We start from the raw sequence: 20,009 nt of genomic DNA, 5'->3' as shown, positions 1-20,009 counted from the left end.
GTATAATAAATTAAAAATCAGAGTATAATAAATTATATATATTATAAATTACAAGTTTAAATTTTTATCCCAATATTCTACTGCATACCCCTCCCTTTGAATGCAACAAAACCTCCAAGCCAACAGTGACCCGGTTTCAGATCGCTTGATCGATGCTCATCTTAAAATTTTTTGTATTCATCAAATCATCAGACAAGCGTGCTCTTGGCATCAATAAGCGTTTGCTTGGCAATGTCTTCGGTTGTCAAAAAGACACAGAGGCAGGAAGCCGATCCAAACGAAACAAGCACAGTTTTTTGATTCGCTATCACAGCCAAAAGTGGAGTTCTGGAAACACGCCCGCACCGCAACGAAAACGTCAGCGAGGCAATAGTGCGGCAACGCCGTTGAGACAGACGCCTTGAAACCAAGAAAATTCGATCAACTAGCTTTCCGCTTGTGGGCCGTGCCGCTAGCTTCCACGGTCATAAAAACAGCAATAAATTCAACATGTCATAGGCTTTACGGAATGACAGTCATATCAAAATCGCCACATTTCCAGCCCAGTTAGATTAGATATTGTTTTCAACAACTTAATAAGAAAAAGCACCCTCTATTATCGCTCATCCGCATTTTATGCCTCCATGTAACTGACCTGCTTCCCCCATTAATGATTTTAAAACCATTGCAGAACAAGACTGGAACATATAGTGTTCGTTCCGGTTTTGTTTTCTCGATTCTAGACCGGGAGGGTGTCGCGCATGTTAACCCGTAAACAGCACGAGCTTCTGCTGTTCATTCATGAACGTCTGAAAGAAACGGGTATCCCCCCTTCTTTCGACGAAATGAAAGAAGCACTCGATCTGGCTTCAAAATCGGGTATCCATCGTCTGATTACCGCTTTGGAAGAGCGCAGCTTCATCCGCCGCCTGCCGAACCGGGCCCGTGCGCTTGAAGTTTTGCGCCTGCCTGACTCCATCGCTCCGGGCCTCAACGCCCAGAAGAAGTTCGCCCCCAGTGTTATCGAAGGCAGTCTCGGCAAGGCGCCGCCGCCATCGACGCGCCCTGCTCCAGCCGCCACCAATGACGACACATCGACGACCGTGTCCGTCCCCGTCATGGGACGCATTGCGGCAGGTGTGCCTATTTCTGCAATTCAGAACCAGACACATTCCCTCAGCCTTCCGCCGGAAATGATCGGCGCAGGAGAGCATTATGCGCTTGAGGTCAAAGGCGATTCAATGATCGATGCGGGGATCTTCGACGGGGATACAGTCATCATCAAGCGCGGCGAGACAGCCAATCCCGGCGAGATCGTCGTGGCTCTCGTCGATGACGAAGAAGCGACGTTGAAACGCTTCCGCCGCAAGGGCGCATCCATTGCTCTCGAAGCAGCCAACCCGGCTTATGAAACACGGATCTTCGGACCGGACCGCGTGCGTGTGCAAGGCAAGCTTGTCGGCCTGATCCGACGTTACTAAAGCATTTGTGTATCGAAAATGCGCGCGACTTGTTGAAGTAGGGTTCTTAAGCGAGGTGAAAGACGGTCCCGCGCTCCCGTTTCAGCGGCAAACGATCAATCAATTGCAGACTGGCGGTTCATCGTTCGCCTCTGCCGTGCAGCTATTTGCATTTTCGATAAAACGGGATTTGGGTTTATAGGCATGTTCGGCCAAGCCGCGAGCCGAACGCGAATGGATACGGTGCAGATGCCAAGGACGGCTTGGCACATCGACTGCAAACCGTATTTCGTCGTTCGATTGCAGATCGGGTATTGGCTGGCCTTGTGAGGATTTATGGGTTTGAAGTAACGGCCCCAATGCAGCCTGTGAAAGCTGCCGTTTCCCCCCTGCTTTTCCAAGCCTGATTTCCGCAGCTCCTTTCAGGGCCAGATCGCGTTTGCTGATGCTCAAAGCTGTGGAACGAGGGGCTGTGGAACGAGGGGCTGTGGAACGAGGGCACGAAGGGTTTTTGCCCGGAACAGCGAGAATGACCACATCGCCGACATTGCAGGCGATCTCCTGCATTGTCACATCCGCAGTGTAGGCAAGTGTGCGGCCGTCATGCAAAACGATTGTGCATAGTCCGTCTTCGCATTCAAAGCCGTCAGGATCAGTCTGTTTTTTGGTTTTGCCCGACGATGGCGCAATGAACTCTTTTACCAGATAAGCAGCTCTCCAGTTGTCGATCATGAACTGTGACGGCCGATCTCGGTTAACTGCAAATCTCCCATCCGCCAATCGGACGCCCACCAGTCTGGCATCTTCCGTAACCACGATATCGGGAAAAGGCTCCCTGACAAAAACCGCAAGGCCAAGAACGATGAAAGGGAGTGCCAGCGCTTTCAGTCTGGTGGACAACACAACGGCCAGAACAAGCGCAATCGCCCAGAGAACAAGCGTGAGAGCAGGCATTGCGCCCGGATTGCCATCGGGCGACCATGCCGCCACAAAAGCAGCAATGTGCCTCACTGCAAAAATGCCCCATCCCATGATCTGCAATGGCACCCAGTCCAGCTGCAACGGCATCAGCACAAGACCGAAGACGGCGAACGGCATGACGAGAAGAGCGATTGCGGGCTCGGCGAGAATGTTTCCCACCAAGCCCAGCGGCGCTGTATTATTGAAATGATAAGCAGCAAAAATTCCACTCGCCAATCCTGCGATGAGCGACGTGCCGGCGGCCGCCGTGACAGGCTTCAACAGCTTTCCCATGAAACTGCGGGCGGGCTTTTCACGCTTTTCCTTGCCTGCATGCCTGGTCGCATTGCGCTCGCTCCACCAACCATAGCCCGCGATCAGAGCGGCAGTGGCGGAGAAAGACATCTGAAAACTAGGCCCCAGTATTTCATGCGGTGAAATCGCAATCATCGCAACAGCCGCAATCGCCAGATTGCGCATGCTTATCGCCGCGCGATCCACCAGCAACGCCCCGAGCATGACTGCAATCATCACATAGCTTCGCTGCGCTGCAACATCTGCACCCGACATGGCAAGATAGAAGGTACAGCTCAAGAGGGAGAGAAAGGCCGCATATTTCTTCACCGGATGATGCATGCTGAAAGCCGGAAATAACGCGAAGAGCGACCGCAGCGTCAGCATGACGACACCGGCGGCAAGCGCCATATGCAGGCCGGAGATCGACAGAATATGCGCAAGGCCGGCCTTGCGCAGATCCTCATTGGTCTTTTCGCTGATCCCCGCACGCGTGCCCGCCACAAGGGCCGATGCAACGCTTCCGTCCTCGCCGCCGATTACTTCTTCTATTCGCTCCGAAACCCGAACACGCAACATGGCGATCCACTGTGAAACCTCGGCAGTCAGTTCGTTCGGCGGGGGAACCACCGCCACTTTGGGCGTTCCGAGAAAGAAGCCATTGGCACCGATGCCGTTGAAATAAGCATGAAACGAAAAATCATAATTGCCGGGACGAACCGGGCCTGACGGATTGCGCAATCGCGCAAAGCCTGTCAGTCCGCTGCCGATCGACGTCGAGGCCGGAATATCCCGCGCATTGATGCGAATGCGTTTTGGCGGATAACGAAGCTTCGGGCGCTCGGTCTGGAGGACATCGAGCGTTATCCGCCAGCTTCCATTATCCTGATATTCAAGCGCAACCACCCGGCCCGTTATACGTGTTGCGACATCGGAGCCCAGCATCGGCGTCGCACGCCGTTCCGTTTCCCATTTGCCGACCACAACACCGGCGGTCAAGGCAAGAGCCAACGTCATGCACTGCGCGGCGACATGATGCCTGCGCGTCGCAATCCGCAAGAGAATGGCAATTCCGAGCATGGACAGAAGCGGTGTCCATGCCGGCTCGAACGAAAGCGTAAAATAGATGATTGCGCCAATGCCGGCAAAAACCGGCAGCAAAAGAAAGAAGACGCCGCGTCCGGCTTCAGTTTCGATTGTGGTCCTGATCTGTTCCCGAGCAATGAGGGGGACGGACAGGAGACGTTCACGCAGTTTGGGTGCGGGCGGCTGGATCGGCGCCGAATGTGCCGGAGACCCTGTTTCATTGGAGGGCCACGCTTCGGGCAACAGGGTGCGCACGAAACCATCGGGCATGTTCCTCACAAGCGCCCGTTCGTTTATATCGCTCGCTTCCCTGATGCCTGTCATGCCCCCGCCTGACCGCAAAAGTTAGCCCAGACCGTCGAATACCCCGAAAGAACAACGGCACATCGGTGCGAAAGAGATGCGAAACCCTTGCGCAAGATGCTGCCTATGCTACATGAACCGCAGCCGAAATCGAGAGGGTTCTCATCACGAACCCCGATTACCTGCCGGGCGTTCTCGTGCAGGCATTGGAATTCAAGTTCGCGCCTGTGTCTCCGGCATTCGCCGCTGCTTAAAAAAAGGCGCACGACATAGTGGAGCTGTCATGTCGAAAGCGGTCGTTACCCGTTTTGCCCCCTCGCCCACGGGGTATCTGCATATTGGCGGTGCGCGCACCGCCCTGTTCAACTGGCTCTATGCCAAGCACAATGGCGGCAAGATGCTGCTGCGCATCGAAGATACCGACCGCGAACGTTCCACCGACGCTGCCACGGCTGCCATCCTCGATGGGTTGACCTGGCTGGGGCTGGATTGGGACGGTGAGGCGATATCGCAATTCGAGCGCGCACCTCGCCATCGCGAAGTGGCGGAAGAACTGATTGCCCTCGGCAAGGCCTATTATTGCTATGCGACGCCGGAAGAACTGGAAGAAATGCGCGAGAAGGCACGCGCCGAAGGCCGTCCGCCGCGTTATGACGGTCGCTGGCGCGACCGCGATCCGTCCGAGGCACCGGCAGGCGTGAAACCTGTCATCCGCATCAAGGCACCGCAGGAAGGCGAAACGCTCGTGCAGGATGCCGTGCAGGGCGACGTGCGTTTCCCCAACAAGGATCTCGATGATTTCATCATTCTGCGTTCCGACGGAACGCCTACCTATATGCATGCGGTTGTTGTCGATGACCACGATATGGGCGTAACGCACATCATTCGCGGCGACGATCATCTGACCAATGCCGCGCGGCAGACTGTCATCTACAACGCCATGGGCTGGGACGTGCCGCAAATGTCGCATATCCCGCTCATTCATGGTGCGGACGGTGCAAAACTCTCCAAGCGTCACGGTGCTCTGGGCGTTGATGCCTATCGTGCCATGGGCTATTTGCCCGCAGCGCTGCGCAATTATCTCGTGCGTCTCGGCTGGAGCCATGGAGACGACGAAATCATGTCGACCGAACAGATGATCGAATGGTTCGATGTGAAGGACATCAACAAGGGTGCGGCCCGCTTCGATTTCCAGAAGCTTGAGGCGATCAATGGCGTCTATATGCGTGCCAGCGATGACAAGGCGCTTTACGATGCGCTCGTCACGGTTCTGCCGGAGATCGAAGGCGGCAAGGAAATTGCCGACGCCCTGGACGACAGGCGAAGCGCACAATTGCTTGCCGCCATGCCCGGCTTGAAGGATCGCGCCAAAACCCTGGTGGAACTGGCCGACGGATCGAAGTTCATCTTCGCCTCGCGCCCGCTCGATCTCGACGAGAAAGCAGCGTCTCTCCTGAATGAGGAAGGGCGCGCCGTGCTCAAATCCGTTCTCCCGGACTTGGAAGCCGCTGGCACATGGACGGTTGAGTCCCTTGATGGCGTCGTGCGGACTCACGCGGAGAAAACCGGGCTGAAACTGGGCAAGATTGCGCAACCCCTGCGTGCAGCCCTGACCGGACGTGCTACCTCTCCGGGCGTATTCGACGTGCTGTTCGTGCTTGGCCGTGAGGAGTCTCTCGGGCGTATTCGCGATCAAATCGTTTAAGATGGGATCATTCACGCTGACGTGACAAAACCGGCGTAAATAGTTCAAATTACGCATTGCATCGCGAACGGTTTGGGATAGTTTGACGGGCAAAATCGTTAGGATAATGCGTTAAACGCTGATGGTCTCCACTGATTGTTCCCACTGGGGCGGGGGCCATTCCAAGAGATAAAAGACGATTATAAGAGCGATTACAATTCTGCCGTCGTGCGGGCGGTAAAGTGGACATGAAAGGAAACACGATGTCAGACAAGACAGCCAGCTTTACACTAGAAGGCAAAACATTCGATCTGCCTGTGCGACAAGGCACTGTCGGACCAGACGTCGTTGATATCGGCCCACTCTACAAGAACTCCCAGATGTTCACCTACGATCCGGGCTTCACCTCCACGGCATCGTGCGAATCCAAGATCACTTATATCGATGGCGACGAGGGCACCCTGCTCTATCGCGGTTATCCGATCGACCAGCTCGCCGAACACGGTGATTTCCTCGAAACCTGCTATCTGCTTCTCTACGGCGAATTGCCGACCGCCACGCAGAAGTCCGACTTCGACTATCGTGTGACGCGCCACACCATGATCCATGAGCAGATGACGAAGTTCTTTACCGGCTTCCGTCGGGACGCTCATCCCATGGCTGTGATGGTCGGCTGTGTCGGCGCGATGTCGGCCTTCTATCATGACTCGACCGATATCACCGACCCGCATCAGCGCATGGTCGCCTCGATTCGTCTGATCGCCAAGGTTCCGACGCTTGCCGCCATGGCCTACAAGTACCATATCGGCCAGCCGTTCATGTACCCGAAGAACGACCTCGATTTCGCATCGAACTTCCTGCATATGTGCTTCGGCGTTCCATGCGAGGACTACAAGGTCAATCCGGTTCTGGCGCGCGCAATGGACCGCATCTTCATCCTGCACGCGGATCATGAGCAGAACGCCTCGACCTCGACCGTGCGTCTTGCCGGCTCATCGGGCGCCAATCCATTTGCATGTATCGCTGCCGGCGTTGCCTGCCTCTGGGGTCCGGCCCATGGCGGCGCAAATGAAGCCGCGCTCAACATGCTGGCCGAGATCGGTTCTGTCGATCGCATTCCCGAATTCATTGCGCGTGCAAAGGACAAGAATGATCCGTTCCGCCTGATGGGCTTCGGCCACCGCGTTTACAAGAACTACGATCCGCGCGCCAAGATCATGCAGAAGACCTGCCATGAAGTTCTGGGCGAACTCGGAATCAAGGACGATCCGTTGCTCGACGTGGCGATGGAACTCGAAAAGATCGCCCTGACGGATGAATATTTCATCGAGAAGAAGCTCTACCCGAACATCGACTTCTATTCCGGCATCACCCTGAAGGCTCTCGGCTTCCCGACCGAAATGTTCACGGTTCTGTTTGCGCTCGCCCGTACCGTCGGCTGGGTCGCGCAGTGGAAGGAAATGATCGAAGATCCGCAGCAGAAGATCGGCCGTCCGCGCCAGCTTTATACCGGCGCTGCCGAACGCGATTACGTACCGCTCGCAAAGCGTAAATAAGCATCAGACCTACAAAAAACCCCGGTTGCCTTTGGCAACCGGGGTTTTTTAATGTCCTCATCGCCCCGATAAATCAACGCACGGAAACGCCTGCCAGTTCCAGAATAACCTGCGCTCCAATCTCACCCGACGGCTGCTCCGTCGCCATGATCGAAGCCACCCTGTCAAACCCATCCAGCTGCGCCTGGCGCGCCGATCCGGGCCGCATCAACCGCTCCAGGTTGCGGGCGAGCATTCCGGGACGAACGAACTCGTTGAAATATTCAGGCACCACCGGTTCATCGGCGATGATATTGGGCAGCGCCGCACTCCAGATGGTGATCTTCGGCATCAGAAACTTGCGTGCAAACCAATCCGCCTTATAGGAAAGCACGCTTGGAATGCGCGCCAGAGCCAGTTCCAGCGAGACCGTCCCGGAGGCGGCAAGTGCTGCATCGGCTTTCGAAAACGCTTTCCACTTTTCCGCATCGCCCAGCACAATGAGCGGTTTGACGGCCCAGCTTTTCGAAAGATCCCGCACCATTTCCTCAATGCGGGGCAATGTCGGCAGAATGACATCGAGCTTTTCAATCCGCGCGGCAAGTTCGCCGACCGCCTGTCCGAACGGCTCCATGAGCATCTGGATTTCCGTGCGGCGAGAACCCGGCAGAACCAGCAGCGTTTTCCGGGATTCGTCCGTTCGTTGCGTCTCAAGGGCTTTTTGCTCGGCGCGTGCCTGCACTATCGGCGCATAGCTCGATAGACGGTGTCCCACATAAGTGGCATCCGGCCCGCTCAAACGCTGCATGACCTCGACTTCAAACGGAAGGATCGTCAGCACGTGGTCGAAATAGGCCTTCATCGCCCGTGCACGTTGCGGCCGCCACGCCCACACACTCGGCGCTATATATTTCACGATCGGGATTGAAGGATTTGCGGCCCTGATCTTTCTGGCGACGCGGTGCGTAAATTCGGGGCTGTCGATCAAGAGGACGCAATCCGGCTTCTCCGCAACAATGCGTTGCGCCGTCTGCCGGATACGCAGCATCAGACCCGGTAAATTCTTGAGAATTGCGCCGAGCCCCATAAGGGCAATCTCGTGTGGATCGAAAAAAGATTTCAGTCCCCGGGCTGCAAGATGATCCCCACCGACCCCCACAATATCCACCAGACGGTCCGTCTGCATCCGCAGCGCGTCAATCAGATCGGCCCCAAGAAGATCACCGGATTCCTCACCGGCCACGATTGCAATTTTCAATGGCCGGCTGGTGGTGCTCACGTCTTGCTGTCCTTTTTCTCGCGGCTGACCGTCTCGATGAAAAGGCCCTTGTCATTTGCCGCAGCGATGGTTTCGCCAAAGCCTAGAATGAATGTCCTGCCCGCCTCAACCGCTATTCCTGACAAACCGGCTTGCGCGGCGTTGTTCACGGTCGAGATTCCAATGGTCGGAAGATCAGCCCTTTCGTCCTGCCGCGGCTTCGCCATCTTGACGAGAACACCGCCGCGCCGCGGTATGCGACCGGCTGCACGCAATTCGCGCACACGCTCGATCATCTGGTCTGTGCCTTCCGCCCCTTCGAGCGCCACCACACGACCGCCAACAGCCACAGCGCCCTGCCCGACATCGAGATCACCCAGGCGAAGCGCAGATTCCATCGCAAGTTCAAGATTATGGCGCTCGCGGGCATCCGGTGCATTCCGGGTCAGGATTTGGGCCGGAGACGGGGAAAGCAGATTAGGGACGACCGCATGGGCTCCGACGACTTTGAAACCGAAAGATTCCAACAGGCCTATGAATGCACGCAGAAGAGCATCGTCGCCCTGACCCAATGCACGTAAGACATAAGGCACCGCACGCAGGGTCGGCCAGTCAAATTTCAGGTCGCCGACATGGGGCCTGCTTGTCACGCCCCCGGCGAGAACCACCCGCTCGACACCGGCGGCTTTCATGGACCGCACGAGTTTTGCAAACTCTACGATCGAAATTTCCTGATGCTCATATTTGTAAAGGACCGGGTCGGCCTCCCCGCGCAACGGCACGAGGAAAGGCGCTTTTCCCGCAGTTTCAAGAGCTCCCGCTACATTGATCGGCAACAGCCCGTTGCCGGCGATGATCGCAACGCGTCCCGCATTATCCGCGAGACGCGATTGTTTCTCAATCTTCGTCGCTGTCATGCCCGGCCCCACCATGGACCGCATCGAGCGGAGGCGTACAATAGGCACGCTTGGTATCGACATTGATGAAATCAATCATGTCAATGACAGCCGGAGAATCCGGGATCGCAACCAGAACATCCCTCGCACGGTCCCGGATTGGCTTTGTGCGGTCAAAAAGCATCCGAACAGCATGACGAAGATTATGAATCTCCTTGCGTTCCATACCGGAGCGCTTCATGCCGATGATGTTCAACCCGCCAAGATGGGCGTGCACGCCGATTGCCATGCCATAAGGGATCAGATCGCTTACAACCGCAGCCATGCCGCCAACGAAGGCATGATGGCCGATGCGCACAAACTGATGGATCGCAGCCCCCCCGCCCAGGATGGCGTGATGACCGATAGTCGTATGACCGCCGATCATCACATTGTTGGAAAATGTAACATGATCGCCGATATCGCAATCATGGGCCACATGGGCATAGGCCAGAAACGAACAATTATCGCCGACCGACGTGTAACCGCGCGCACTGTCGGACCCTTTGTGCATGGTCACGCCTTCGCGGATCAGGCAGTTTGTACCAATGTTGAGCTTGGTCGGACCGCCCTTGTGCTTATTGTTCTGCGGATCGCACCCCAGAATCGCATGCGGATAGACCTTACCGCCCGTGCCCAGCGTTGTCGCCCCGGTCACGACGACATGGCTCATCAACTCCGAATTGTCGCCGATGACAGCGCCAGACTGAATATGACAAAAGGGGCCGACAGACACACCCTGCCCCAGTTCCACACCCGGCTCTACGAGGGCGGTGGGGTGAATGAATGTTTCTTTCATTGATATGCTCACTGGCTTTCTTCAGCTGTGCTGATCATGGCAGCGACTTCAGCTTCCGCAACCTTTACACCGTCAACTTCGGCAATGCATTCATATTTCGAGATATTTGCACGCTGTTTGATCTTCTTGACATGAAGGAGAAGCTGATCTCCCGGTATAACCGGGCGTCGGAATTTCGCATTGTCTATGGTCATGAAATAGACCACGCCGGGACGTCCGGTCTTGCGCTGAAGCAGCGAGATAGCACCCGCTGTCTGTGCCATGGCTTCAATAATCAACACGCCAGGCATGATCGGCTTTTCCGGAAAATGTCCCGTGAAATGCGGCTCGTTTATCGTTACATTCTTGATGCCGGTCGCAGAGACATCGCCATCGATGTCGACGATCCGGTCGATCAGCAAAAACGGATAGCGATGCGGCAACACGGCCAGAAGGTCCTGGATATCTGCTGCTTCCAGCTTGGTCTGATTTGCATCACTCATCAGAGGATTGCTCCTTTCTCGATTGCCCGATGCTGCGGATGTTCGCAATATCGCGGAACCACTGCTTGATAGGCCGCGCGGGAATACCACCCCAACGTTCCCCATCGGGTATGTCATTCATCACGCCGCTCGCCGCTGCCACCTGAACGCGCGAGCCGATAATCAAATGATCGGCAAGCCCAACGCGCCCGCCCAGCATCGTCTGATCGCCGATAACGCAGCTGCCGGAAATGCCGCAATGTGCCGCAACGATACAGAACCGACCGATCCGCACATTATGTGCTATCTGGACAAGATTATCGATCTTCGTACCTTCACCGATGATAGTGTCGTTCAACGAGCCGCGGTCAACCGTCGTATTGGCGCCGATCTCGACATTGTCCTGAATAATGACACGACCGAGTTGTGGCACCTTTTCCAAACCAGCCGGGCCTGGAACATAGCCAAATCCGTCTTGCCCGATACGAACGCCGGGATGAAGCGAAACCTGATTGCCGATAAAAGCGCACTGGACTGTAACCCCCGGCGCAATATAGCTGTTTCGGCCGATCTGGCTTCCCTCTCCAATCACCGCCGTTGACGCGACAAGCGTACCGGAGCCAACGGTCACATCCTTTCCGATCACCGCTCCGGCCTCGATGGTTGCCCCATCCTCTATCTGTGCCGTTGGGTGTATAATCGCCGCTGAAGAAACACCTGTTTCTCCAAACCAGCTGACCGGCCTGACGGAGGACGGAAACAACATCCGACCAACAGACGCGAAATCCCGCTGCGGATTGCGGGTAATCAGAGCAGCTATATGCGACGGCACACTATCGGCCAGAGCTTCCGTGCAAAGAACGGCTGCAGCATTGAGCGAGGAAAGACCGTCGGCATTCTTTTTGCCTTCGACAAAGACGAGAGAACCGTCAGCAGCATCTTTCAAAGAAGAAAGACGCACAACAGAACGCAGCGCAAGCTTCGGGTCACGAAGACTTGCACCGGTAAAATCTGCTATATCGCCAATCGTGATCTCACGCGAAGGCGCGAAAAAAACAGGATCTGCCATCAAAACACTTTCTTCCCCGGGGCTTTTACACCCCGGGAAAAGGCAAATCTATTAGAAGCTGGTCGAAACACCAAAGTTGAAATTCTGAACCTTATCGGTATCAGCCTTTACAACCGGGAATGCATAGTCAAAACGCAACGGACCAAATGGCGAAGCCCACATCAGGCTAAGACCGACCGAAGCGCGAAGCTTCTTGTCGTCGCCGAGAGCATCCGGGGTATTATTGCCGTAAAGCGTTGCTGCATCCGCAAACAATGCGCCACGGACACCGAGGCTCTCAGGAATGAGCGGCATGGGGAACTGAACTTCAGCCGTACCGTTGAAGTAGGTCGTCCCGCCCAGCCAGTAACGCCTGCCGTTCGCCGCATCCTGGTAAGGACCGATACCGTTGAACTTGAAGCCGCGAATGATATCCGAATTGTTCTTGAACAGGTCGAAGATGCGGACACCATCATTGCCGAATTCGTGGATATAACCACCACCAACACCCAGCATACCGACGATATCGGCTTCCTGCGAAAGCGTCTTGTAGTAGTTCGCCTTGGCGGTCGTCTTGATGTACTTCGCGTCACCACCGAGACCGGCAAACTCCTGCGTGAACTTGCCATAAAGACCGTCATGCGGATTCTTCATGTCATCGATGGAGTTGTAGGTCAGCGAATAGCTGATCGAAGACCGGAGCCATGGGCTGTTTTCAGCCGCCTCAAGCAAGGCAGGAGCATAATAGTCCTGTGCATCCGAACGGAACAGGTCATACTTTTCCTGAACGAGGTTATACGCGATGCCTGCCGAGAAATTATCCGTGATCGGCAGACCGAAACGGATCGTACCACCCGTCTGCTCGACATCATAATCGTCGTTCACACGATATGTGCGGCGGAAGACGTCGAAGCCAGCCGAAAGGCGATAGCCGAGGAAATACGGCTCGGTAAACGACAGGCCATAATTGCGCATATCGTCCTGACCGGCACCGGCGCTGATGCGAACATACTGACCACGTCCGAGGAAGTTACGCTCGGTGATGGCAGCTTCGACCTGCGCACCCGGCGATTCGCCACCGGTCGTATAACCGCCGCCGATCGAGAACTCACCCGTCGATTTTTCAACAACATCAACAACCAGAATGACCTGATCCGGCTCGGAACCCGGCGCGGTCGAGATATTGACCGTCTGGAAGAAATCAAGGGCTTCGAGACGGCGCTTCGCACGCTGCACCATGACCTGATTGAAGGCATCACCCTCATTCATGTCGAACTCGCGACGAATCACGAAGTCGCGGGTCTTGTCATTGCCACGGATTTCAATGCGCTGGATATAAGCGCGCGGCCCCTGGTCAACGCTATAAACGACGGAAATGGTGTGGTTTTCGAAGTCACGATCGCCACGCGGTTCAACCTTTGCAAAGGCATAGCCGCTGCCGGCGACATTCTCGGTAACGGCAAGAACGGAGTCTTCAATTTCCTTGGCGCTGTAAGGCTTGCCCGAACGGGTCTTGACCAAATGGTCCAGAGCCTGTCCGTCAACGCCCTCAACATTGCTTTCCACGCTCACATCGCCAAACGTGTAACGCTGGCCTTCATCAACAGTGATGGTGATGGTGTATTCGTTCGTGGAAGGGTCGAGAACGGCATTCGACGACACGACGCGGAAATCGGCGTAACCGCGGTTGTAGTAGAAACGACGGAGCGTTTCTTCGTCAGCCTGAAGGCGACCTTCATCATAGACGTCATTGCGCGTCAGCCACGAAAGCGGATTCGAGCGCTTCGTCGAGATCACATCACGCAGACGGCGGGCACTGAATGCCTGATTGCCGACGAAATCGACATTCGCGATCTTCGTGCGCGAGCCTTCATTGATTTCATAGACGACGTTCACACGTCCCTGGCCGAGATCGACGGTACGCGCATTCACGGTCGCATCGCTGCGCCCGATATGAGCATAGGCCCCTTTGATGGCCTCGACGTCCGATTCCATCGTCGCAGCATCGTAAGGCGAACGCGGCTTGAGCTGAACGGCGCGGGCAAGATCAGGATCCTTGATCTTCTTGTTGCCCTGGAAGAGCACGTTGTTGACGACAGAACGCTCTGAAACATTCACAACAAGCGTATTGCCGGACTGGTTGATACGAACATCCGAGAACAGCCCCATCGCGAACAGACGCTTCACCGCGGCATCGATATCGGCGCTGGTGAAGGCCTTCCCCGGACGAATATCGATATTGTCACGGATGGTCTGTGCGTCGACGCGCGTATTGCCACGCACCTCGATACGGCTGACGACAGCAGCCTCAGCTACATTGACCGAAGCCAGCGAGAGCGCAGCAGTACCCGAAGCCACAAGAGCCACTGACATGGCGAGCGCAGAAGCGGCGCCAAAGAATTTAGAACTTGCCGTCATAGGCTTTCCGAACCTTCGTTTCTTTCTGTCCCCGGGGCGATTAACCCAGAAAAGCACGTACAGATACAACCGTCATACCCGGTTTTTCCATACAAGCAAGCGTCACAGTTAAATTCTGTTTACTTAAGCAACCAGCGTGGCATCCGCGCCACGCGATTTAAGCGTTATGGTAAACAAATTGCTTAGCTTTTCCAGCAGTCACTCCCAATTTTCACTTCTGTTTAACACCTTTCCCGATCCTCATCGGAAAAGATATGCATCATGGCGGTTAGCGGGCTGGAACCCTCCAGCCTGCCCCATCCCAAGATCACCACCTGAGCCAGCCGGAGAGTCCTCTAGCAGGCAAACAGGTCATTGAAAAGTACGAAACCCATGAATCCCATAACAAGGAGGAACCCTGCACGGTAGAAAATTTCCTGAGCAGCAGCGGAAACCGGGCTACCCTTTATGGCCTCCACTGCGTAGAAAACAAGATGTCCGCCATCCAGCGGCGGCAGCGGAAACAGATTCAAAAGCCCGATGCCGACGGACAACATTGCCATCAGTTGAACGAGCCAGTCAAAACCCTGACTTGCCGCCTTGCCGGCCATATTGGCGATCTTGACCGGACCGCCCAGCTGGCATTTATCCTCACGCCCGACCGCGAAGCGTTGGAAAAACTCTCCGGTCCGGCTGATAATATAGCCTGTTTCCAGGACAGCCTGCCCCACTGATTCGAGGGGACCGTATTCAATCCGGCGGAAATTGCCGACCGCTTCGGTGGTCTCCACGCCGATGGCGCCAAGCTTGATCTTGTTTCCAAGCGGATCCGTCCGCTCGACAATTGCCGGCACGGCCTGAATATCCACCATCTTGCCGTCACGTTCCACGGTGAAATTCAGCTTATCGCCAGCCCGGCCGGACACAATCCGCTGCACATCCGAGAAAGTTGCGATCTTCTCACCATCGACGCTGACAAAGCGATCTCCCGCCTTGAAACCGGCTTCCGCCGCCGGACTGCCGGGCTGGACACCGGCGATGAGCGGATCGGAAATCTGGCGCCCGTAAAGCGCGAAGAAGACGCTGAAGATCACGATCGTCAAAATGATATTGAAAGCAGGGCCGGCAAAGACAGTCGCCGCGCGCTTCCACACCGGCTGCGTATGAAATGCCCTGCGCTGCTCGTCTTCGCTCAAACTTGCATTATTGACATCGACCGGAGAACTCGTGGCACTTTCATCGCCGATGAACTTGACATAACCGCCAAGTGGAATGGCGGAAATTTTCCATCGTGTTCCGTGACGATCCGTAAAGCCGATCAATTCGGGGCCAAAACCGATCGAAAAAGCCTGTGAGCCAATGCCGCACCAGCGCGCGACCAGATAATGGCCCATCTCATGGACAAAAACCACAACGGTCAGAACAAAGAGAAATGGAATGATGGTCCCGACAAGCAGGCTTTCGCCACCCAGAAAAAAGGCCAACGCCTCCTGCAAATCACTACTCCTTACGAAACATTATCGAGCCAACGAGGAGCTGAAAGGATCTTGAGCAATTCATAAACTCATTCGTTGGGCTGTTAGAAACCAAAAAAAATCGCGGACGGTACGTCGGGCTCGGCGAAGATTGCACCAAACAGGTACAAAAGTGCGGCAGCCGCTACAAGTCCGTCAACGCGATCCAGAACACCGCCATGGCCGGGCAGAAGACGGCCGGAATCCTTCGCACCGAACTGGCGCTTCACCCATGATTCCGCAAGATCGCCGATCTGCGAAACAATCGACAGCAGCAAGGCAAGCAGCGGGACAACCCAACTGCCGGGAGCAGCAACCAGAGATGCAACCAGAATACCGCCGGCGACTGCGGCAGCAGCGCCGCCAATGGCGCCGGACCATGTCTTGTTTGGGGAAAAGCGCGGGGCGAGTTTCGGCCCGCCCAGCGCCCTGCCATTGAAGTAGGCGGCAATATCGGTCGACCACACGACGGCGAAGAGGAAAACAATCGCGGTAAATCCGAACGGCTCATCGCCGCGCAGCAGTGAAAGCGAAACCGCCGAGAAGCCCGCATAGAAAAGCCCCGCCGCCGGCCAGCCCCGCCCTGCCCGCCACTGCGTGAGCAAAAGAATGAGTGTGCCTGCGAGCAGCACACCGATTGTCAACAATGCGCTCCGGTCCACAACGAGCAGAATGCCGGTAAGCACCATCCATCCCCAGCCGAACAGACGTGAAAACAAGGTTTGTTTCGGTGCGGTGAGGCTTGTCCATTCGTGGAACATCGCCAATCCGATCGCAATCGAAAACAGCGTAAAACCCAGACCGCCCACCCATGTCAGCCACAGAGCGGCCGCACCGAGAACAATGGCAGTGATGATACGGGTTTGCAGATTGGACATTGAGACCTTTCGACGGACCGGCTTGCGCCATATTAAAGCATTTTCAGTCGTTCCACCTCTCTGGAACCACCTTAGACAGCCGCCCCCTTGGTCGAAGGGCATGCGATTTCTTCTTCACGCCCATCCATCCCGGCGCGCACTTCCACGCCCCCGAAACGACGTTCGCGCTGGCGAAAGGCCTCATAGGCCGCATCGAGGTCCGATGAACGGAAATCCGGCCAATGAATGGGCAGGAACAGAAACTCGGAATAGGCTGCCTGCCAGAGCAGAAAATTCGACAGGCGCATTTCCCCGCTGGTGCGGATGATGAGATCCGGATCGGGTATCCCCGCCGTGTCGAGATTTGCCGAAACCAGCTCGCTGGAAATAGAAGCCGGATCAAGCCGCCCGGCAGCGACATCGCGCGCCAGGCTTCGCACGGCACGGACGATCTCGTCGCGGGCCCCGTAGTTGAAAGCTATAATGAGGTTGAGACCCGTATTGCGGTGCGTAAGCGTTTCGGCTTCGATCAGCAATGCACGAATATCCGCCGCAAGCCCGTCGCGTTCGCCGATAATGCTGACCCGCACATTATTGCGGTGCAGTTCCGCAAGATCACGACGAATGAAAATCTTCAGCAAACCCAGAAGATCGTTCACCTCACCGCTCGGGCGGGACCAGTTTTCCGACGAGAATGCAAACAGGGTCAGGTAGCCGAGACCGCGATCACCGGCTGCCCTTACCGTCTCACGAAGAGCTTCGACGCCGGCCCGATGCCCGGCACTGCGCGGCAAATTGCGCGCCTTTGCCCAACGGCCATTGCCATCCATGATAATGGCGATGTGGCGCGGATCGGACATGGCGAAGCTCTCCTTCAATGAAAATCATGCAAGTCCTAGACCTGCATGATCTCCCCTTCTTTCACGGCAACGACCTTATCCATCTCGGCGATGGTTTCGTCGGTCAGCTTCTGCACTTTTTCAGACAGAACGCGGCCATCATCCTGACTGATCAGGCTGTCCTTCTCCAGCTTTTTCAGCGTGTCCATACCGTCGCGGCGAACATGGCGGGCGGCAATGCGGCCCTGCTCGGCATATTGGTGCGCGATCTTGACCAGTTCCTTGCGGCGCTGTTCGTTCAATTCCGGCAGCGGGATGCGCAGCGTCGTGCCATCCGTGATCGGATTGAGACCGAGGCCGGAATCGCGAATTGCGCGTTCCACGGCCCCCACCATGCTCTTGTCCCAGACAGACACCGAAAGCATGCGCGATTCGGGAACCGTGATATTGGCGACCTGATTGATCGGCATTGTCGAGCCATAGGCCTCGATCACGATCGGCTCCAGCAGGCTTGCCGAGGCGCGGCCCGTACGCAGACCGTTAAGGTCGTGCTTCAAAGAGTTGATAGCGCCTTCCATGCGGCGTTTCAGGTCGTTGATGTCAAAAGCATCACTCATGCATTTTCTCCTTCGATACGAAGCAAGGGTCGATCAATTATCGGAAACGATCGTGCAGCGCCCCTTGCCTTGCAGAATTTCGGCCAAGCCGCCGTTTTCATGGATGGAATAGACTATTATCGGAATGTTGTTCTCCCGCGCAAGGGCAACCGCTGCCGTATCCATCACCGCAAGCCCGCGATCGAGTACTTCCTTGTGGGTCAGGCGGTCGAAACGCGTTGCATTCGGGTCCTTCTTCGGGTCGGCGGAATAAATTCCGTCGACCTGCGTTCCCTTCAGGAGCGCATCCGCTTCGATTTCCGCCGCACGAAGGGCTGCCGCCGAATCCGTCGTGAAGAATGGATTTCCGGTACCGCCGGCAAAGATCACAACCTTGCCCTCATCCATATAGGCTGTCGCCTGTCTCTGCGAAAAGCTCTCACAGATTTCGGGCATGGCGATGGCGGAAAGTACGACAGAATCAACACCGATCTTGTGAAGGGACGTGCGCAGCGCCAGCGAGTTGATGACGGTAGCCAGCATTCCCATGTGATCGCCGGTCACACGATCTCCGCCCTTGGAGGCGACCGCGACGCCGCGGAAAATATTTCCCCCGCCGATCACCACGCCGACCTCAACGCCCAAGGCCCGCGCCTGCTTGATATCGTTTGCAATACGGTCCGCAACCGAAACATCGATGCCAAAGCCCTGACTGCCCATCAAGGCCTCGCCCGAGGCTTTCAAGAGGACGCGCTTATAGGCGGGTTGACCTGGCATTGGATGCTCTCCGCAAAACTGTGATCGAGTGGTTGTGTTCGGGTTCCGATACACGAAGGGCACCGCGTTGTCACGCGATGCCCTTCATAATCAAAAGCCTTTTCAGGCATTCAGCGCATTGCGAAAAGCGAAAACCGCCTTTCAGGACAAGACGCGCTGAAAAGCAGAGCCGTTAGCCCTTGGCAGCAGCCGCCACTTCAGCAGCGAAATCGGTTTCTTCCTTTTCGATGCCTTCACCGAGAGCGACGCGGACAAAGCCGGTGATCTTGGCCGGTGCACCGATGGTCTTTTCAGCTTCCTTGAGGGCAGCTGCAACCGTCAGATCGGGATTGATGACGAAAGCCTGCGAAAGAAGAACGACTTCTTCGTAGAACTTGCGCATGCGGCCTTCGATCATCTTTTCGATGATGTTGTCCGGCTTGCCGGATTCACGGGCCTGCTCGATGAAGATCGCCTTTTCGCGCTCGGCGGCAGCCGGGTCTACGTCTTCGGCGGTCAGGGCCAGCGGGTTGATTGCAGCAACATGCATGGCAACCTGGCGACCGAATGCGTTTGCAGCTTCCACGTCACCTGCGGTTTCGATTGCAACGAGAACGCCGAGCTTGCCAAGGCCGTCAGCAACGCCATTGTGGATATAGGTCGCGACAACGCCCTGCGGGACGGTCAGCGCAGCCGAGCGGCGGAAACCAATGTTTTCACCGATGGTGGCAACAGCGTCCTTCGCCGTTTCGGTAACGGTCTTGCCGTCAACATTGGCGTTGGCCACAGCTTCGGTCGAACCGTCGGTCGACAAGGCAGCCTGAGCGATCTTGCGGACGAGATCCTGGAAAGCATCGTTGCGGGCAACGAAGTCGGTTTCGGAGTTGACTTCGACGACAACAGCCTTGTTGCCGGAAGCTGCAACGCCGACCAGACCTTCGGCAGCCGTGCGGCCGGCCTTCTTGTCGGCCTTTGCAATGCCCTTGGCGCGCAGCCAGTCAACGGCAGCTTCGATGTCGCCATTGGTTTCGGCAAGTGCAGCCTTGCAGTCCATCATGCCGGCGCCGGTGAGGTCGCGGAGTTCTTTGACGAGAGATGCGGAAATGCTCATGATATCGCCTTTCATGAAAGCGAAGGCACACCGGATGGGTGTGCCAACTTTTAACCGGCGCTTGGTTTTTGGATTGCGATTGGCCTGCGCATTGCACGCCGGGAATCACAATCCCGCACCGGGATGAAACGAGATTA

Annotated in this window: 16 protein-coding genes; 3 read left to right on the top strand and 13 right to left on the bottom strand. The window is 56.1% G+C overall.

Going from position 1 to position 20,009, the window contains the following annotated elements; genetic code table 11:
- Positions 1-740 precede the first annotated feature (740 nt).
- Entirely contained in the window at positions 741-1,460 is a 720-nt protein-coding gene (gene lexA, locus AVM02_RS04925; protein WP_411505878.1) for a transcriptional repressor LexA, read from the top strand.
- Positions 1,461-1,559: 99 nt separating this feature from the next.
- On the opposite strand, the gene AVM02_RS04920 is transcribed toward lexA, so the two are convergent.
- Entirely contained in the window at positions 1,560-4,103 is a 2,544-nt protein-coding gene (locus AVM02_RS04920) for a ComEC/Rec2 family competence protein (RefSeq protein WP_411505877.1), read from the bottom strand.
- 262 nt (positions 4,104-4,365) lie between these two features.
- Between AVM02_RS04920 and gltX the strand changes: the two genes are divergently transcribed.
- Entirely contained in the window at positions 4,366-5,787 is a 1,422-nt protein-coding gene (gene gltX / locus AVM02_RS04915) for a glutamate--tRNA ligase (protein WP_411505876.1), read from the top strand.
- Positions 5,788-6,029: 242 nt separating this feature from the next.
- Positions 6,030-7,322: a citrate synthase gene (gene gltA / locus AVM02_RS04910; RefSeq protein WP_411505875.1), complete on the top strand. Its 1,293-nt coding sequence runs from the start codon at positions 6,030-6,032 to the stop codon at positions 7,320-7,322.
- A 73-nt stretch (positions 7,323-7,395) separates the two neighbouring features.
- On the opposite strand, the gene lpxB is transcribed toward gltA, so the two are convergent.
- The 12 genes from lpxB to tsf all read right to left on the bottom strand — a co-directional run bounded on the left by lpxB (position 7,396) and on the right by tsf (position 19,872).
- Positions 7,396-8,580 carry a lipid-A-disaccharide synthase gene (lpxB, locus tag AVM02_RS04905; RefSeq protein ID WP_411505874.1) on the bottom strand — a complete coding sequence of 395 codons (1,185 nt, stop codon included), beginning with the start codon at positions 8,578-8,580 and terminating at the stop codon, positions 7,396-7,398.
- Entirely contained in the window at positions 8,577-9,476 is a 900-nt protein-coding gene (locus AVM02_RS04900) for an LpxI family protein (RefSeq protein WP_411505873.1), read from the bottom strand. Before AVM02_RS04900 ends, lpxB begins: the two co-directional genes overlap by 4 nt.
- Positions 9,457-10,293, bottom strand: coding sequence for an acyl-ACP--UDP-N-acetylglucosamine O-acyltransferase (gene lpxA / locus AVM02_RS04895; protein ID WP_411505872.1), 837 nt, complete (start codon positions 10,291-10,293; stop codon positions 9,457-9,459). Before lpxA ends, AVM02_RS04900 begins: the two co-directional genes overlap by 20 nt.
- Positions 10,294-10,301: 8 nt before the next feature.
- Entirely contained in the window at positions 10,302-10,775 is a 474-nt protein-coding gene (gene fabZ, locus AVM02_RS04890) for a 3-hydroxyacyl-ACP dehydratase FabZ (protein ID WP_411505871.1), read from the bottom strand.
- Entirely contained in the window at positions 10,768-11,823 is a 1,056-nt protein-coding gene (gene lpxD / locus AVM02_RS04885) for a UDP-3-O-(3-hydroxymyristoyl)glucosamine N-acyltransferase (RefSeq protein ID WP_411505870.1), read from the bottom strand. Before lpxD ends, fabZ begins: the two co-directional genes overlap by 8 nt.
- Positions 11,824-11,874: 51 nt before the next feature.
- The gene (bamA, locus tag AVM02_RS04880; RefSeq protein WP_411505869.1) at positions 11,875-14,220 is read right to left on the bottom strand and encodes an outer membrane protein assembly factor BamA; all 2,346 of its coding nucleotides are present in this window, start codon (positions 14,218-14,220) and stop codon (positions 11,875-11,877) included.
- Between the two features lie 335 nt (positions 14,221-14,555).
- Positions 14,556-15,695 (bottom strand): RIP metalloprotease RseP, encoded by a 1,140-nt coding sequence (rseP, locus tag AVM02_RS04875; protein WP_411505868.1) that lies wholly within the window; start codon positions 15,693-15,695, stop codon positions 14,556-14,558.
- A gap of 83 nt (positions 15,696-15,778) precedes the next feature.
- Complete coding sequence (locus AVM02_RS04870; protein WP_411505867.1) at positions 15,779-16,591, bottom strand: phosphatidate cytidylyltransferase; 813 nt, start codon at positions 16,589-16,591, stop codon at positions 15,779-15,781.
- 71 nt (positions 16,592-16,662) lie between these two features.
- A complete protein-coding gene (locus AVM02_RS04865) occupies positions 16,663-17,430 on the bottom strand; it encodes an isoprenyl transferase (RefSeq protein WP_411505866.1) in 768 nt (255 codons plus the stop codon).
- 35 nt (positions 17,431-17,465) lie between these two features.
- Positions 17,466-18,026, bottom strand: a complete 561-nt coding sequence (frr, locus tag AVM02_RS04860) for a ribosome recycling factor (protein ID WP_010659979.1) — start codon at positions 18,024-18,026, stop codon at positions 17,466-17,468.
- Positions 18,027-18,059: 33 nt separating this feature from the next.
- Positions 18,060-18,782, bottom strand: a complete 723-nt coding sequence (pyrH, locus tag AVM02_RS04855) for a UMP kinase (RefSeq protein WP_411505865.1) — start codon at positions 18,780-18,782, stop codon at positions 18,060-18,062.
- Between the two features lie 172 nt (positions 18,783-18,954).
- Positions 18,955-19,872, bottom strand: a complete 918-nt coding sequence (gene tsf, locus AVM02_RS04850) for a translation elongation factor Ts (protein ID WP_411505864.1) — start codon at positions 19,870-19,872, stop codon at positions 18,955-18,957.
- Between the last annotated feature and the right edge of the window lie 137 nt (positions 19,873-20,009).

It is taken from the genome of Brucella anthropi (assembly GCF_046630315.1).
Taxonomy (GTDB): Bacteria; Pseudomonadota; Alphaproteobacteria; order Rhizobiales; family Rhizobiaceae; genus Brucella; species Brucella anthropi_A.
Note: the sequence above shows the minus strand (reverse complement) of the source record. Positions and strands in the feature narration are given on the sequence as shown.